The following is a 16,665-nucleotide window of genomic DNA, read 5'->3' on the forward strand; positions in this document are numbered from 1 at the left end:
CAATCATGTCCATGGTGATCACCTTGAATCCCTGCTGAAATTCTCAGCAGGTCAGTGGAACACCCTGGTCAATATTGGATTGGTACTTTGCGGTTTAGCTGGTCAAGATTGCATCGGCACCAACACTCCTGCCCATTGTTCGCGCTCGTCGGCAAGTTGCGGCCGTCAAGAGCTTTTTTCAGAAGGTGATCAGGATGGCCACGCAGGAAGGCAAAAGTCAGTTGGGCTCCTTGCGGCACAGGCAGTAGATGAACTTCTGAACCGTGCCAAACGGAGTGTGGTGTTCCTCGCGCTCCTGCTGCAAAAGCGTGAATGGGACACCGAACTCTGCATGCAATCCATCTGCGCTGTACCGCATGACCGGTAAGCCACTGCACTTGTCAGGACCGTCCTCTGCGAATGTTGCCACGATGACATGCCCACCAGGCTTAACTGCGCGCAAGACAGCCTGAACATAGGTCTCCCGTTCTGCTGGCGAAGTGAGGAAATGAAAAACTGCTCTGTCATGCCAGACGTCATAGGCATGACGTGGAGCTCCACACGGGTGATGTCGCCCACGAGCCAGGAGTTGCCATCTGCGCGTTGGTCCAGACGCGACTTGGATGCAGTCAATGCCGCCTCGGATAAGTCAAGAACCGTGACGTTCGTGTATCCCTCATTGAGGAGGTCATCCACCAGAGTCGAGGCGCCCCCTCCAACGTCGATGATTCCGGCGTTCCGGGCGAGGCCAGTCTGACGGACCAACTGAACGGGCTGCTGAGCATGCTCTTGAAACCAGCTCACACCAGAGATGGCCTTTGTCGAATACACCTGTTCCCAATGGTCCTTGGACTGCATGCCAACTTCATGCGCATCCTAGCAACTGCTGGTGTCAGGAATATACCGGCTTCACTTTGCCAACGCAGTCAAGATGGGTTGGCCAACCGCTTACAGAAAGAGGGCTCGTATAACGCATGGAACGATTGGACCATGTCAAGTGCAAGGCCACATCCGGGGCGGATGTAGGTACTATGGAGCACTTTTCAAATATGCAGAGAGGGGTCCCGATGAAAGAGTGCCTAAAGAACTGGCTCGCGGCGCTTGTGCTGCTGTGCACTGCAGCGGTGGCCCATGCGCAGCCCACGACCTACGTGGCAACCGCGACGGGTAACTACACCCTGCTCATCAATTTCACGCTCTGTGTTACAGGTCCCTGTCAGAACTTCAATACAGGCATAGGCGCATCAGGCTCGTTCACAACGTCCGCCCCGCTAGCGGCCAATCTCGCTGGCGCGAACATCGCGCCCCTGGTCACGGCCTTCAGCTTCTCGGATGGGATCCACACATATTCCAGCGCCGACCCGGCTGCCCGCATCTTTCTTTTTAACGTATCCACCAACGCCTCCGGCGCCATCACCACCACGGATATCCGGATTCAGCGCTGGCTGACCGGCACCTCTCCCCATATGCCAGGTGATCGGCATTCCTGGATCTTTTTCCAGGCAACAGGAGAAGTTGATCACAATGCGCAGTGCCTTGCCGTCGCCCCCTCGCCTGCGGGTGTACCGGACTCGTGCACTCTCGTACTGGCCGGCGACACCAGCCGGTCGCTTGCATTTGGTTCTGCTCGGGTCTGGTCTATAGCGGCGGCCCCGGCGGCCACCTCCGTGCCTACCCTGTCCGAATGGGGCTTGATCCTGTTGGTTGCCTTGATGGCATTGGCCGCCTTTGTGACGCCGCTTCACCGTTTCAAAGGCGAACAACGGGGTTAGGTGTTCGCGCTCCTAGGAGCAGATTGACGCAGGCGCACAATGAATCGCAGCATCTGGGAGCTTCTAAAGATCCCTAACCCGGCGGAGCAAATGCAGACGCCATTGCAAACCACGGCTCACGCACCGGACCACGGAGCAGCATATCTTTTTGCGAACTGCTCTCAAGCCATCGTCTTGACGACGGGCGTATTGGTAATCGTGAGCCTCAAGGAACTGGGACCGACCGGTGCTTTGCACAGTTCGAGGCTGACCGTTCAGGTGACCGCATTGGCAAATCTTGCCAGTGAAGTTGCGGAGACTGCCGGGCGTGCCCTGAAATTGACGCTCTCCGCCTTGCCAAGTGCGGCCAAAACCGCCCTACCTACCTCTGATGTAGATAGTCTTGAGGAGATTCAGCGCATTGGAGAGGTCTATTCCACTTTGCTGAAGGCTGTTGCCTTGGAGACCAAGCATGCTGCGGGCCTGCAGGAGCTGAAGGTGCACGACAACCGGGACGGGAATACCGGCCCAGGTGCGTTCACGCCTGACGCGGCCGAAATTGAAGCTGCGATCCAAATCCTCTCCCGACACGCTCTCGCTCTTGAACTACGGTTGGAAGACTTTGAAACTCGATTTCGCAACACAACGTGCTCCCTGTGGTAACCGTGGCCCCGGTCAGACCGCAAATGTCAACGGACTAGATCGAAAAGTTGCCTGGCCCAACTGAAGCCCTCCCCAAAAGCTCGGCTTCCCAGCGGTGAGGCCATTCGGCTGCCCACTCAGCAACGCGTTCTGCTGGCATGGGACGTGCGATGAAGTAGCCCTGAGCCAGATCGCACCCGGCGCTCTGCAAAAAGAACCAGTCCGCAGCATCTTCGACCCCCTCTGCGACGACCTCCATGTTGAGCTCCTTGGCGAGCCTCAAACTCGCCAAAAGAATGGCACGCAGCGTTTCGTTGTGATGGGCGCCATGGACAAAGCTGCGATCAATCTTGAGCTCGTCGAACGGCACGTCCCGAAGTTGCGCCAAAGAGGAATGGCCAGTGCCGAAATCGTCGATGGAAAGCTTGAACCGGCGCAGGCGAAGGCGCGTCAGGATCTCCAGGGGAGCGCGCAGGTCCTTCATCAATTGGCTCTCCGTCACCTCGAGAACTATGGACTGAGGCGCTATGCCGGCACTGGCAGCGGCCGAAGTCATCTGCTCAGGAAACTCCAGCGCATTGAGGCTATCCATCGAGACATTGACGGCCACCTTTAGCTGCAGCCCCGCGCGCGCCCACCCTGCGCAATCCCGGAGCGCCTGCCCCAGTACCACCTGGGTAAGGGCATCAATGAGGCCATTGCCCTCGGCGACGCCAATGAACTGGTCCGGAAACACCATTCCGTCCTGCGGATGGCGCCAGCGCACCAAGGTTTCCACGCCCGCCATTTCTCCCGTGGAAACATGCACCTTTGGCTGATAGTAGTTGGTCAGTTCGCCCGCTCGAATGGCCTCGGCCAGTCGCTCAGCCCCATAGCCCTGGCTTCTGTGATGATGCGCCACCCCAGCTGGCGGTACCCACCGCTCGACAAGCTGAAACAGAGCCTGCGGCGACACTGGCTTGTGCAAACTGCCCAGCACTTCAATGTGATGGGCCTGCACAAGTGTCCGTGCGGATTGCAGGGTCCGCTCGTCTTCTCCACTGACGAGAATCAGACTCCCGACATACCCATGCTCCACCAGCTTGCGCACGAATTCCAAGCCGTCCATCCCAGGCATGTTCAAGTCGCACAGGATCAGGTGGGGGACTCGTGAAGCCTGATCAACTTCATTCAACGCGGCCAGCCCGGTATCGCAAGTGGTGACGTTGGTAAATCCCAGTTTGGCGAGCAAGTGCGTCATTAGCTTGAGCATGAAGGACTCGTCATCGAGCACCAGAATGCGGATGGCGGAGTTGGCAATCATGATGTAGCGTCCTTTGGCCCATCAGCGGACAAGAGCTCTGAAAGGTGCTGGTCAACAACCCGCATTTCGCGACTGAACAGATCAAACCCGACGATCAGGGTTTCGATCTGCCCAGCCCCTCCGGCCCTTTCCATATCGGCGCAAATCTCTCCCAACTCGACCGCCCCCACAGATCGCGCTGCCGATTTGAGTTTGTGGGCGGCCGATGCGGTTTGTGTGGCGTTGCCAGCGCGAAATGCGTGCTCCACCTCCTGCGCGATGCGCGCCGCGCTACTGCGAAAGGTTTGGAGAAACTCGCGTATGAGTTCGGGGTCGTCCCCGACCAGACTGCGCAGGACTTCGACGTCTACCGGTCCCTTGGGGGCTATCGGCGTGCCGTGGGGCGGCCCTCCGCGGAGTGACGAGACCGGCTCCAGCTTGGGAAGCCAGCGCTCCAGGAGCTCTTGCAACTCGGACAGGGGCGCGGGTTTGCTCATGTAGTCGTCCATGCCCGCATCCCTGCAGCGCTGCGCTTCGGTCCTCAACGCGTTCGCTGTGAGTGCCAGTATGCGCACGGGCGCGGGAGGACGTTCTCCAGCCGCCAAGCTAGCGTTCAGCCGTTCCTGTTCCTCCGCACGGATGACCGAGGTGAGCTGGTAGCCGTCCATTCCAGGCATGTGCAGATCCGTCACGATCAATTCATAGTCTCCCGTCCGCCAACGTTTCAGAGCCTGCAGGCCATCGCTTGCCAGATCCGCAGTCAGTCCCAGCAAAGACAGCTGTTGCATGATGACTTTCTGATTGATGTCGTTGTCCTCGACCACCAGGATCAGGCGGCGCTGGCGCCGCGCCTCTTCGCGTGACAACAGGGGTTGCGCGCCTGGATAGCGCATGGGCGCCGGCGTGCATGCGTCGTCGTGGTAGGAAATACGGCCTACTGCAATTCCTACGGCATGCAGTAGAGCGCTGCGCGTCAATACGTTGCCATCAATGGAGACCTTGTCCGCGTCAAACTGCTGTGGATAGCGATGAGGCCCATGGCCAATCACTACGAAACAGGGGGTCAGCCCGGGATTGGCGCGGGCGATTTCCCGCAGGCTCTCCAGCGTGGGCGGATTCTCCGCCTCTGCATTGACGATCCAAACCCAGGGCCCCGGGGCCAACGTTGGAACCAATTGCCTGGCATCGTCTAGGCTTTCCACGTGCTTCGTACTCGCTCCCGCCTTGTTCAGGTACACGGCGAGGTCCCCCGACAGCGTCTTCCCATTCCCGATGATCAGACAGGACAAACCCTCAACCATCGACGAAAGGGCGTCGTCCGGCTCCTCGGCAAGTGCAACGCAGGTGAATGGCACGCGTAGCAGGAAAGTCGAACCCTCGCCCAGCGTGCTGGTTACGGAAATGCTGCCGCCCATGCGTTGGGCCAAGTTGCTGGAGATGACCAGCCCCAGCCCTGTGCCACCAAAGCGCCGCGTTGTCGATACATCCGCCTGAGTGAATGCAGTAAAGATCTGGGCAAGGGTGGCCTCGCTCATGCCAATTCCGTTGTCGATGACCTGAAACTCCAGCTCCACCTGCCGGTGGTCCCCGCTCGCCAGCAAGGCACGCACCGCCACCTTTCCTGCTACTCGACCGCCGGCGGAAAATTTGATCGCGTTGTTGATCAGGTTGATCAGGATCTGGCGCAACCGAAGGGCGTCTCCGAACACCATTGGTGGTATGTCTGGATCGGTAAAAAGTGTGAGCTCGACCCCCTGCTTTTCCGCGAGACGATTGAGCATGGCGCAGACCTTCTCAACCACCTCGCCAACGGCCATCGGCTCACTTTCCACGTCTAGATGACCAGCCTCGATCTTCGAGAAATCCAGAATGTCCTCAATGATGCTCAAGAGCGAGAAAGCTGATTCTCGAATCAGGTCGACCATAGCGATCTGCGGGCTTTTGAGACTGGAACGTGCAAGCACGTCAATCATGCCTATAACCCCGTTCATCGGCGTACGAATCTCATGGCTCATGACCGCTAGGAAGTTGGACTTGGCTTGCGCCGCAGCATCGGCGGCGTTCCGAGCCAGTTCCAGTTCTGCGCTCCGCTGGCGCTCGCGCACGTTCGCCTTCGCCAGTTCTGCGTAGAGTCGGCTGATCTCAAGCAGCAAGACCACAAGCACGAAAGAGGAGGCCATCAAACCGTATATGCGGCCACCATAAAAGCCGACATCGAAGCGAGCACCATTCAAGACTGCGGCCAGCGCGATGTCCAGCACCCAGGCCACCAGCGTCACCATCAACCACAGGTCGAGCACGCTGCGCGCTCTACGCCACAGGAAAAGCAATGCCAGCAATGACAAGAACCAAGTGCAGACGGCCACCTTGAACTTGCTCGAAGCATCTTGGTTGCCCTTCATGATCGCAGGCAAAGAGTCGTGACCAGCAGTGGTGAAAAATACCAGAGCTGCGGCAAGCGCCAAGGCCCCCAGAACGGCGCCAAGTATCCCGCCGCGTGCGGACCCTCGTCCCACCTCCACGGGCACGGCCTCGCGATCCTTCAACCATGCGTACGCGAGTACGAATAAGGGGAACCCGCCGTGCCACAGAAAATACAGCCAGGCCGTGGTTTGCGGCCCCGCACCCAGTGCTCCAGTAGGTGAGAACAAGCCAGGGAAGCTCAGTCCATGCGCTACGGCCATTGATGCGCAAAAGAGGTAGCCAGTACCCAGAACGAGTAGAGCACGGGAGCGCAAAAAAGCGTACTGCCCCATTAATAAAACCGCAGTGATCAGGTCATTGGTAATCAGCGCGGTCTGGTAAACCGGAATAAACGCACTTACTTGGGGCAGTGCCACACGCGCAAACGGAGCAAGCGCTAAGAAAATCAGGACAGATACACACAAGGCTGCCCAGGCCATCCGGCGATGACGTTTGTCTGCCGCCAATGTGGACAGATACGCCGAACGACTACTTGAAGGGGTATTCAGAGAAAGCACGATGGGCATCGCAACCCTCCCCTAGCATCGATTCCAGCACTGCGTACTCCCGATGGGGGCTGAGGGCTTGTCCTGTTGGATCGAATCAGCTTAGTGCATGAGCTTGAGTCGGGCAAGGAAAAATGCGTTGAGTGGGCAACTTCGTATGCTGGGAATGCTTGCTTCGCAAGACAACCGCCGAATGTAACCAAATGCGCATGACAGTGCTGAATCGCCCCGGTTTTTGAGGAGGCTCAACACTCTGAGAGGATTGAGCCATGAAGAAGACGAACAAGTTCTCGCCTGAGGTGCGTGAGCGCGCGGTGAGGATGGTGCAGGAGCAGCGCGGGGAGTACCCATCCCTGTGGGCTGCCATCGAATCCATTGCCCCCAAGATTGGCTGCGTGCCGCAGACCCTGAACCAGTGGGTCAAGCGTGCCGAAGTTGATGCAGGCACGCGAGAAGGCGTCACCACAGCCGAAGCCCAGCGGGTCAAGGAGCTGGAACGCGAGGTCAAAGAATTGCGCCGAGCCAACGAGATATTGAAGCTGGCCAGCGCGTTTTTCGCCCAGGCGGAGCTCGACCGCCGGCTCAAGTCTTGAGGGCCTTTATCGACCAGCAGCGCAATGCTTTCGGGGTCGAGCCGCTCTGCAAGGTCTTGCAGGTTGCCCCGTCAGCGTATCGGCGCCACGCCGCGCTGGTGCGCGAGCCTCACAAACGCTGCGCTCGAGCGAAACGCGACGAATTGCTCATGCCGCAGATTCAACGAGTCTGGCAGGCCAACATGCAGGTTTATGGCGCCGACAAGGTATGGCGGCAACTAGCGCGCGAAGGCGTGACCGTGGCCCGCTGCGCGGTAGAGCGTCTGATGCGCAGCACGGGACTGCGTGGTGTGATGCGCGGCAAGGCCGTACGAACCACCGTCAGTGATGGCAAAGCACCATGTCCATTGGACCGGGTCAACCGGCAGTTCCGGGCCGAGAGGCCGAACCAGTTGTGGGTGAGCGACTTCACTTACGTTTCGACTTGGCAAGGCTGGCTGTACGTAGCCATCGTCATCGACGTGTTTGCCAGGCGCATCGTTGGGTGGCGGGTGAGCAGTTCAATGCGCACGGACTTTGTTCTCGACGCCCTGGAGCAAGCCCTCTATGCCCGTCAGCCTGAGCGCGATGGCAGTTTGGTTTGTCACTCCGATAGAGGCTCGCAATACGTCAGCATTCGCTACACCGAGCGACTGGCGGAAGCTGGCATCGAGCCTTCGGTGGGCAGTAAGGGCGACAGCTACGACAACGCCCTGGCCGAGACCATCAACGGCCTGTACAAGGCCGAACTGATTCACCGCCGGGCTCCATGGAAAACCAAGGAAGCAGTCGAGTTCGCCACGCTCGAATGGGTATCGTGGTTCAACCACCATCGCCTGCTCGAACCCATCGGGTACATCCCGCCTGCTGAGGCTGAGGCAAACTACTACCGGCAACTCGCCAGTCAGGTCACTGTGGAAGTGGGCTGACTTAAACCAAACAGCCTCCGCAGAAACCGGGGCGATTCAGATAGCCTCGCGGACGAGCATATTCCGCTGGGCGCGCGTATCTTGGCAGTTGCAGATACCTACGATGATCTGCAAATCGGCCATCTCAGCTCCACGCCCTTGAACGCGGCTGACGCTCAGGCAATGATTGCGCGGGGCCGAGGCACTCAGTTCAACCCCGAAGTCGTGGACGTGTTTCTGTAGGTGTTGCTCAAAACAGTGCCAGAAGCAGAGCGGCCGCCTCGCATGCTGACCACGGCGCAACTGCGACCAGGTATGGTGTTGGCGCGCGATCTTTTGACCAGCGAAGGGGCGGTCCTGCTCGCCGTCGACCACATGCTGACCGAGGACCTTATCCGGCGGCTACGCATGCGTGAGGCCCGAGACGGCAGCGAGCTGGTGTTGCCCATCAAACCTTGACAACGACCTGAAGGGAGCTCATGCCATGCCAAGGATCTTGCTCCTGGACGATGAGCAGAACGTGTTGTCAGCAATCAAACGGAGCCTTCGGGGTGGGATCGTGCCTGTGGTGCGGGTCGAGGACTTTATGGAGCCTGAGCCCGCGCTCGCCCGCCTCAAAGATGCCTCATTTGATGTAGTCATCTCCGACTTCGTATGCCGCTCATGACCGGCGTCGAGTTCCTCGGTGTGGTGCGCTCCATCCAGCCTACGGCCGTTCGGATGATCTGAGCGCGTCCTCCGATTCGCAGGTCTTGATGCAAGCCGTCAACAACGCCGAAGTGTTCAGGTACCTGCTCAAGCCCTGGGACGACAAAGATTTGACCCGGCACGTGCGCGCCGCACTAGACCGGTATGACCAGCTCCGCCACGAAACCGAAATGGCCGATATAGGCCGCCATGAGTTCGGCCAGTTGAGTGCCGCAGAACTGGAAAAGCGCCGCCTCGAAACCCTAGAGCCCGGCCTCACACGCGTTGCATGGGGTCCAGAAGGCGAAGTCTTGGGGCCAGAAGAGTAGGGAAAATTTGCTCAAGCGGCGGGAAGCACGGACCGCCGGGCCCTTGCTCGGGCCGCATCGTGGTGGTTGAAGGCTTCGCGGATGTTCTCGCGGAGCAAGTCGTCCTCCCACGGTTTGGTCAGGAATTTGTAGATGGACCCGCGGTTAATGGCATTGGCGATGGATTCCAGATCCGTGTAGCCCGACAAGATGATCCGAATCGTTTCCGGATAAAGTTCGCGAACGCGTGACAGAAACTCGGTTCCCGACATCTCTGGCATCCGCTGGTCTGAGAGAATCACCTGCACCTCGTGATCTCCAAGGATGTTCAGCCCCTCTCTGGCGCTGGGCGCCGCAAGAATCTCATAGCCGTCTCGGCGCAAGACGCGTTTGAGTGCAGAAAGGATGCCGGGCTCGTCGTCCACGATGAGTATTTTGCGCACCGGCGCGTCCGTCTCCTGCGGAATGGGAATGCTGGCGCCCGTTGCCAGGAGCCGCCCCATGTCTTCCGCAGGGACCGCCTTACTGAAGAGAAAGCCCTGAATCTCATCACAAGCTCGGCGGCGCAGATAGTTCATTTGCGCGTCTGTTTCCACGCCTTCGGCGATCACCTTGAGCTTGAGGTTGTGGGCAAGATCGATAATGGCGACGCAAATAGCCGCCGCGTCGGGGCTGTAGATCACATCCTTTACGAAGCTCTGATCTATCTTCAGATAGTCGATCGGCAGCTTCTTGAGATAGGCCAAGGACGAATAACCCGTCCCGAAATCATCCACGGCCACACGGATGCCCAGTTCACGGATCTGGTGCAGGCGCTGGATACAGGACTCCACATCCTCCATGAACAAGCTCTCGGTGATCTCTATGTCCAGGGAACCAGCGCTACGGGATTGGAGGGTTTTGCGGATCGCCGCCGCGAAGTCCGGGCGCCGCATTTGGGCGGCGGACACATTCACAGCGACGCGCGGCGGCATCAGCCCCTGGGCGCGCCAGAGTTCGTGATCTTCCAGCGCGCGATCAATGACCCACTGTCCTACCTCACCGATCATGCCGGTTTCTTCCAATATTGGAACGAACTGCACGGGGGGCACCAAGCCCACCTCGGGATCCTGCCACCGGATCAAGGCTTCCATGCCAGTGATTTTTCCATCCAGCAGTCCTACCTTGGGTTGGTAGTGCAAAAGGAACTGGTTGTTCGTCAGGGCCCTGTGAAGTTTGCTCTCGATGCTCAACTGGTTTCGCACACGCGTGTTCATCGCAGCGGTATAGAACTGGTAGCGGCCCGAGCTGCTTCCTGCGCCACGGCACGCAGTCTCCGCGTTAATCAGGAGCACGTCCACGTCGTGCCCGTCATTTGGATACATAGCGATCCCCGTGCGCAGGGTCAGATAAAGCTCTTTTCCTTCGATGTGAAACGGCCGGTCCATCTGTGTCTGCACTTTTTCCTGCAGGAAATGCGCCACTTCCGAGGGCGTGCCGCAATGCTTCAATACACAACCGAACTGGTCTGCTCCAATGCGCGCAAGTTGGTCCGTGGGTCCTATAGTTTCTGCCAAACGGGATGCGACGAGCTTGAGCAAGGCATCCCCCACATGTCGGCCAAGCGTGTCATTCACGTTCCTGAATCGGTCAATGTTCAACCAGAGCAAGACCATCTTGCAGGTGCCGCCCTGCTCGTGTTGGGCTACGTTTTGCATCAGTTGCTGCATCCGGTCTTGCAGCAGACTCCGGTTGGGCAAGCCGGTCAGCACATCGTAGTAAGCCAGATAGTTGAGTTCCTCGGCTTTCTCCAAGTGGTCCAGCGAAAAAGCAATGTCGTTGGCCAGTTCCTCCAGCAGAAGCACTTCCGCATCGTCGAAGAAGTGCTTTTCGCCGGAATACAGCACTAGCACGCCGATCGGTTGCTGCGCGATACGCAGTGGCAATACGGCAAAGCTCGCGAATCCACGATCCAACGCTTGCTGCTTGAGCACGATGCGATCGTCTTTCGTCGTGTTCTGCACCAGGATCGTGGTTCCCTCGAGGATACTCTGGCCAATCAGACCGAATTCGGCCCTCTGGTGGCGGTCCAGGCCCATGGGGATGTGTTCGATGTACTCTTCGCCAGCACCAGCCCACGCGACCGAGGCTACACGTCGCGAGTCGTTGTCCACCAAGCCGAGCCATGCCAGTTTGAACTGCCCGGCGTTGATGGCAATGTTGCAGGCTCCTTGGAAAAGCTCCTCGCGGTTCTCGGTCCGAACGATGAGCGAGTTGATACCGCTGAGCACAGCGTAGACCCTGTTGAGGCGCTGCACTTTGATCTCTGCGTTCTTTCGCTCCGTGATGTCGACTACCGAGCCCGCCATGTAGGTGGCGTGCCCCTCCTCGTTCCAAACGGCCTGCCCCTTCGCATGCGACCAGCGGTAGCTTCCGTCCTTGGCGAGTGCGCGGTACTCAATATCGTAGGGCACGTGCTCCCTGATGTGTGCGGAGAATGCAGCAAGGACGCGCAGGCGATCCGCAGGCTCTAGGAGAGAAAGCCAACCTTCTGCAGTGTTCTCTACCTCCGCCTCGGAGTAGCCCAGCCGCATCTTCCACTGTTGCGATATCTGAGCCAAGCCGGTGTCAATCTCCCAATCCCACACGTCACCTGTCGAGGCGGCAAGCCGAAAGCGCAATTCACTGTGGCGCAGGGCCTCGAGCGTGCGACGTTGCTCAGCTGCCGCGTTGACATCTGCGAGAGCCCTTCGAATCGCGGGACCAAGTCTCGCTAGATCGTGCTTGAGTACGTAGTCCGTTGCACCGCTGTTAAGCGCATGGATGACGTTGGTTTCCCCGATGGTTCCGGACACGAGAATGAAAGGAATCATCGGGTTCGCTTCGCGAGCGACGGCGAGGGCTTCCAATCCGCTGGACCCCGATAACTTGAAATCCGAAACAACCACATCGGGCGCGCGCACGTGCAGCGCCAAGCGCAGTGCCTCAGCGGAGTTGACGTGGTGTATCTCGAACTTCAGCGCTGCGCGGTGCAATACCTTGGCGATCAATTCGACGTCGCGAGGGTCATCTTCAACCACTACGATGCTGAGGGTTGCTATCTGCAAAAAGATCTCCCCGCGCAGGTTTAGCGCAATTTTCTCAATGCAGTCTACGAAACCCAGATGGGCTTTTCAAGTTTTGACAATTCGTCGGCCATGGGAACCATGGGGGTGCGGATACAAACTTGGACTGGTTTTATGCCGTAAGTCCAAGGCTCACCAGGTGCTCAATGGGGCCGAGTAGGCTTCCCCAGTTTCCCCGCTGCAAGAAAGCTTCTTCAATTTATGGCGAGAAGACCTAGCGCGGCCAATTGCCAGGCTATCCTCACTGACGCACTTGTCCGCCCTGCTCGCGCACGATCCTTTCGTCTACGGCGGCCCTCTAAAGACCGGTATTCGCACGGTGAGTAATCACTAGTTGACTGACATCCGAGTGATCGCCACCGCCCCAGAACCGATCTTTGGCGCGACAGTTTTAGGCTGGTTGCCGACATCTAGTTTTTTTGGACCAACGACCGCTACCGCCATTACCGGTCATCGGACTTTGCTTAGGCTAGCCGACCGTTGCACCGCTAAAACCGGCAATCCAGCGGGACTCTAGCGTACGCGACGATCAAATTCTTTGGTGGCATGCACGCTTCCTGCTCAAGTATGAGGACGGGAATAGGCAGCTTAGTTTCGTCCAGGGGCGATACCCAATCATCTACGTGCGACGCGAAGCAGTCGTAAATCCTAGAAGCACTTACCCCTTGGCTCACCTCAGCCGCTGGCCAAGCTCCGCTGCCTGCGCCAGCCCAGGAACCCCTGCACGGCCGACAGCAGCCCCGCGCCCACGGTGCATCCACCGATAGGCCAACCGCATTGGCCCCGAGAGTGCCTGCTGCAAATGCAAATGGATCGCTGATTTTGCCCGGGGCCCCGTTCAGGGCAGTAAGCTACATCCTCCCCAGTAAGTGCCTGGTAATAGAACCAAAGACACGATGAGCTCTTCACAAACCCTTGTAAGAGCTCATGCAAAAACTCCAACTCCCCGCAGCCCACCGCTCACTGCGTATTCACACCATCGCCGCAGCCGTTCTTTGCACTGTGGGGTGCGCTACCGCTGGCGCCCAGGTGCGATCAGATGCTGGCGCTGCTGCAACTCCAGAAACCTCTTCGGCCTGGGGGCTTGGTCTGGGTATTTCATCGGCCCAACGCCCGTATCCCGGCGTCGAGAACAAGAACACCGCCATTCCCCTTTTGTACTACGAGAACGCCTGGCTCCGGGTCAACGGCGGCAGTGCAGACATCAAATTTGCGAACAAGGACTTTGGCTCCAACGGTTCCCTGGCTTTTGCGGGGCGATTGAAATACGAGGACAGTGGCTTCAAAGCCGATGACTCGCCATCGCTCACCGGGATGGACGAGCGGCAAGGGGGACTATGGGGCGGCGCTGCTGCAACTTGGAACCATCCCGTGGTCCGGGTCTCGGGTGAATGGCTTTCCGATCTCTCGAGCAACAGCAAGGGGCAAAAACTGCAACTGCAGGTGGACCGCCGATTTGGATTTGGCAATTTTGCCGTCACGCCACGGCTCCAGGCCCAATGGCTCGACAAGAAGTACGTCGACTACTACTTCGGCGTACGGGCACATGAGGCGCTGCCAGGGCTCTCGCAGTTCACAGGCAAGGCTGCCTCTACGCTGGAAGTGGGTGTCCGGATGGACTACATGTTCCGGCCGAAGCAAACGGTCTTTGTGGATGTCAGCGCCACGAGCCTGCCCGAAGAAATCAAGAGCAGCCCCATTGTGGGCCGCTCCAGCGTATCGCGGGTGTCTGTTGGCTATCTCTACCGGTTCTGAGATGCGTGGCTGCGCGCTCGCTTTCGCACGGCCCATTCCTGGTGGGGGGCCGGTCGGCACAGACATGGGGCGGTCATTGGCACGTTCCAGTGTCTTCGCGTGCGTGCCGCCTTTCAGTGGGCAGGTCCACGACATTGCGCTGGATGAGCTCTTTGAGCACCACGTTTCTCTGTTCCGTCATGCCTTGGAAGATGCGCTGGGCGCGGAAGCCCCCGGCCCTGCGCGGCATGTTCGGGCCTATGTCCGGGCGGTATGCGTCAGCGCTATAACGATGGGACCGAACGAGCGTGCTGCAGTGGCTTCGCTGATGTGCGCTCCCGAGTATCGGGTGATCTGGTCAGATTTCATCGACGAGGTCTGCAGTGGCGACGCTGTGGACCTTGCAACGCAGATGGCCTGTCGCTACGCAGCGGAAGGTCTTTGGCTGGACCATGCCCTGGAAAGAGTGTCTGGGCCAGATCACGTCGCCGATGTACAGCAGCGCCTCCTGGCGTTGACGAACGCATGAGATGGCGTGCCAGCCAGACGGCTGCTGATTTGTCAGCGGCATTCCCAGCATGCATGCACTAAGCTTGGCGCTCCCTATTGATACAAAGATGAACCGCATCGCACTGGTGGAAGACCACGAACGCCTAGCCGACCTGGTCAGCCGGGCCATGGCGGGCGCAGGTATTGGTGTAGACGTATTCCCGGACATTGAGTCAGCATGGCTTGCCTTGCGAGACATCAGCTACGGTGCCTTGGTGGTGGACCGGGGGCTGCCAGATGGGGATGGACTCCAGTTGGTCCGACGGCTGAGATTGGCGGACAACACCATCCCGTGTCTGATGCTGACGGCCAGGGACGCATTGCATGACAGGGTCGATGGCTTGGAGTCCGGGGCGGACGACTACCTCACCAAACCGTTTCCCATGGAAGAGCTGATTGCCAGGGTGCGGGCGCTGCTGCGGCGTCCCGCCGCTTTGCGGGCGATGAACCCGGCTTTAGGTGATCTGTGTCTGTACCCGGACCAAGCCCGTCTGGCATGCGGCCAAGAGTCCATCACGTTGCCGCCCGCCGAGATGCAGATCATGCTGTGCCTGATGCGAAAGACGGACCAAGTCGTGCGCAGGTCTGCGTTGGAGGCTGCAGCATGGGGCATCTCGGAAGCGGTAACCCCCAATGCGCTGGACGTGGCGTTGCATCGCCTGCGCAGAAAACTCCTGGCGATCGGCTCGCACATGGAGATCGTGAACATCAGGGCCCATGGCTATGCGCTTCGTGACCATTCGGTGGCCTCGTAGTTTCCGCGCGCGCCTGCTGCTCGTTTATGTGGCAGGCATGGCACTGAGCGCTGCCCTAGTAGGCGTCGTTGTCCTGGTGCTGGCTGAACCCTTCAACCGGTACATGCTGGAGAGCGGAGCCGTCGACAAGGCGCAGCAGATTGCAGCCAGGGTGCAGTTTGATGCCACGGGAGTTCCAACGGGGTTTGACCACACGGTGATCGAGCATTGGGCGTTCAGCAGCTTGCAGGAGGAAGTTGCTGCGCGCATCCTCGACAGCCAAGGTGTGGTGCACTTCACCTCAGACGGCAACAAGCAGCCGTTGGCACCCGACGGTGCGCAGTTTGATCCTTCGAGAAAGTCTTTCCAACTTGTTCGCCACGGTGTTGTCATGCATGCAGCCACGGTGCCTGCCAGGCGTGGCGATACCACCTGGTACGTGCAGTTTGCCCTTAGTGACCGGCTGGTGCTGCAGGTGCAACAGAGCATTGGTCGTCCGGCAATGTTTCAGGGTGTGGTGGCGACCTGCGTGACGTTTCTGGTGGTCTTTCTGATCACTACACAATTCACGCTACAGCGTGCACTCAGGCCTTTGCGGGTTGCATCGCTCAAGGCGCAGCGCATCACGCCGCAATCGCTGGGTGATCGTCTTGATCTGCAGAGCCTCCCTAGCGAACTGGTCCCGCTGGTCGATGCATTCAATCGGGCCCTGGACCGCCTCCAGTTGGGGTTTCAGACACAGCAGGAGTTTCTTGCCAATGCTGCGCACGAGCTCAAGACGCCACTGGCGCTGATTCGGGCGCAGGTAGAGATGGAAGCGCCAGAAACTCGCAATTCGCATCTCCTTCAGGACATTGACCGAATGGCACGCCAGGTGCAACAACTACTGCTTCTGGCCGAAGCCAGCGAGGAGCGGAACTACCGCATGGAGGCATGCGATCCCCGCGTGGTCATGATGGAGGCATCTGATTTCATGGACCGCGTAGCCCAGCGCGGCCATGTGCAGATCAGCCTGATTTTCGAGGATGCGGTGGGAACAACCTGGATGGCGGATCGCGGAGCCGTGTTCACGCTCCTCAAGAATTTGCTGGAGAACGCCATTCAGCACAGCCCGGCCGGTGGCACGGTGTATTTGCGGGTTCACGCCGACGGATTTTCCGTCTCTGACCAGGGGCCTGGTGTCGCTCCCGAGCACCTGGAGAAACTCTTTGAACGCTTCTGGCGGGGCGCATCCAGGCGCGATGAGGGCGCGGGACTCGGGCTATCCATTTGCAAGGAGATCGTTTCGGCGCACGGATGGCATATCGAAGCACGGCTCGGTGACTCCGGGCTGCAAATGCACGTGTTGATTCCTTCCATGGCGATTAACAAGGTGGTCGAGTAAGTATCTAGCAATACAGGCGGCATGAGGATGGCGTTTCGTCGTGTGGGCAGACCCACGCGGAT

Annotated in this window: 13 protein-coding genes, 1 pseudogene and 1 other annotated feature; of the genes and pseudogenes, 11 read left to right on the plus strand and 3 right to left on the minus strand. The window is 59.0% G+C overall.

The window, feature by feature from the left end; all coding sequences use genetic code 11:
• The 3 genes from LPA35_RS26160 to LPA35_RS09850 all read left to right on the plus strand — a co-directional run.
• Positions 1-367: hypothetical protein (locus LPA35_RS26160; protein ID WP_370641399.1), on the plus strand; the 367-nt coding region annotated here is incomplete at its 5' end.
• A gap of 679 nt (positions 368-1,046) precedes the next feature.
• Positions 1,047-1,751 (plus strand): IPTL-CTERM sorting domain-containing protein, encoded by a 705-nt coding sequence (locus LPA35_RS09845; protein ID WP_228896836.1) that lies wholly within the window; start codon positions 1,047-1,049, stop codon positions 1,749-1,751.
• A gap of 39 nt (positions 1,752-1,790) precedes the next feature.
• Positions 1,791-2,393, plus strand: coding sequence for a hypothetical protein (locus LPA35_RS09850; protein ID WP_228896837.1), 603 nt, complete (start codon positions 1,791-1,793; stop codon positions 2,391-2,393).
• A gap of 34 nt (positions 2,394-2,427) precedes the next feature.
• On the opposite strand, the gene LPA35_RS09855 is transcribed toward LPA35_RS09850, so the two are convergent.
• Both LPA35_RS09855 and LPA35_RS09860 read right to left on the minus strand, forming a co-directional pair.
• Complete coding sequence (locus LPA35_RS09855; protein WP_228896838.1) at positions 2,428-3,675, minus strand: EAL domain-containing protein; 1,248 nt, start codon at positions 3,673-3,675, stop codon at positions 2,428-2,430.
• Positions 3,672-6,644, minus strand: a complete 2,973-nt coding sequence (locus tag LPA35_RS09860) for an MASE4 domain-containing protein (RefSeq protein ID WP_228896839.1) — start codon at positions 6,642-6,644, stop codon at positions 3,672-3,674. Before LPA35_RS09860 ends, LPA35_RS09855 begins: the two co-directional genes overlap by 4 nt.
• 248 nt (positions 6,645-6,892) lie before the next feature.
• Between LPA35_RS09860 and LPA35_RS09865 the strand changes: the two genes are divergently transcribed.
• The 4 genes and pseudogenes from LPA35_RS09865 (at position 6,893) to LPA35_RS09875 (ending at position 9,119) form a co-directional block, all read left to right on the plus strand.
• Positions 6,893-8,124, plus strand: a protein-coding gene (locus tag LPA35_RS09865; RefSeq protein ID WP_228896840.1) for an IS3 family transposase whose coding sequence is annotated in 2 segments (ribosomal slippage) — positions 6,893-7,181 and positions 7,181-8,124 — 1,233 coding nt in all. Because the reading frame shifts where the segments join, the coding sequence is not laid out codon by codon here.
• Positions 7,171-7,287 (plus strand) — a sequence feature (AL1L pseudoknot). Its footprint overlaps the gene before it by 117 nt.
• A 48-nt stretch (positions 8,125-8,172) precedes the next feature.
• A pseudogene (locus LPA35_RS26165) lies at positions 8,173-8,346 on the plus strand (HD domain-containing phosphohydrolase); the annotation flags it as partial.
• A gap of 42 nt (positions 8,347-8,388) precedes the next feature.
• Positions 8,389-8,562 (plus strand): hypothetical protein, encoded by a 174-nt coding sequence (locus LPA35_RS09870; protein ID WP_228896841.1) that lies wholly within the window; start codon positions 8,389-8,391, stop codon positions 8,560-8,562.
• Positions 8,563-8,858: 296 nt separating this feature from the next.
• The gene (locus tag LPA35_RS09875; RefSeq protein ID WP_228896842.1) at positions 8,859-9,119 is read left to right on the plus strand and encodes a hypothetical protein; all 261 of its coding nucleotides are present in this window, start codon (positions 8,859-8,861) and stop codon (positions 9,117-9,119) included.
• An 11-nt stretch (positions 9,120-9,130) separates the two neighbouring features.
• On the opposite strand, the gene LPA35_RS09880 is transcribed toward LPA35_RS09875, so the two are convergent.
• Positions 9,131-12,184, minus strand: a complete 3,054-nt coding sequence (locus LPA35_RS09880) for an EAL domain-containing protein (protein WP_228896843.1) — start codon at positions 12,182-12,184, stop codon at positions 9,131-9,133.
• 945 nt (positions 12,185-13,129) lie between these two features.
• Between LPA35_RS09880 and LPA35_RS09885 the strand changes: the two genes are divergently transcribed.
• The 4 genes from LPA35_RS09885 to LPA35_RS09900 all read left to right on the plus strand — a co-directional run bounded on the left by LPA35_RS09885 (position 13,130) and on the right by LPA35_RS09900 (position 16,603).
• Complete coding sequence (locus tag LPA35_RS09885; protein ID WP_228896844.1) at positions 13,130-13,957, plus strand: MipA/OmpV family protein; 828 nt, start codon at positions 13,130-13,132, stop codon at positions 13,955-13,957.
• A 76-nt stretch (positions 13,958-14,033) separates the two neighbouring features.
• Positions 14,034-14,465 (plus strand): hypothetical protein, encoded by a 432-nt coding sequence (locus LPA35_RS09890; RefSeq protein ID WP_228896845.1) that lies wholly within the window; start codon positions 14,034-14,036, stop codon positions 14,463-14,465.
• An 88-nt stretch (positions 14,466-14,553) separates the two neighbouring features.
• Complete coding sequence (locus LPA35_RS09895; RefSeq protein WP_228896846.1) at positions 14,554-15,240, plus strand: response regulator transcription factor; 687 nt, start codon at positions 14,554-14,556, stop codon at positions 15,238-15,240.
• Positions 15,209-16,603, plus strand: a complete 1,395-nt coding sequence (locus LPA35_RS09900; RefSeq protein ID WP_228896847.1) for a cell wall metabolism sensor histidine kinase WalK — start codon at positions 15,209-15,211, stop codon at positions 16,601-16,603. The genes LPA35_RS09895 and LPA35_RS09900 overlap by 32 nt, the downstream gene beginning before the upstream one ends.
• The last annotated feature ends 62 nt before the right edge of the window (positions 16,604-16,665 follow it).

Origin of the sequence: Acidovorax sp. Leaf73, from assembly GCF_916855635.1 — a bacterium.
GTDB lineage: Bacteria > Pseudomonadota > Gammaproteobacteria > Burkholderiales > Burkholderiaceae_C > Acidovorax > Acidovorax facilis.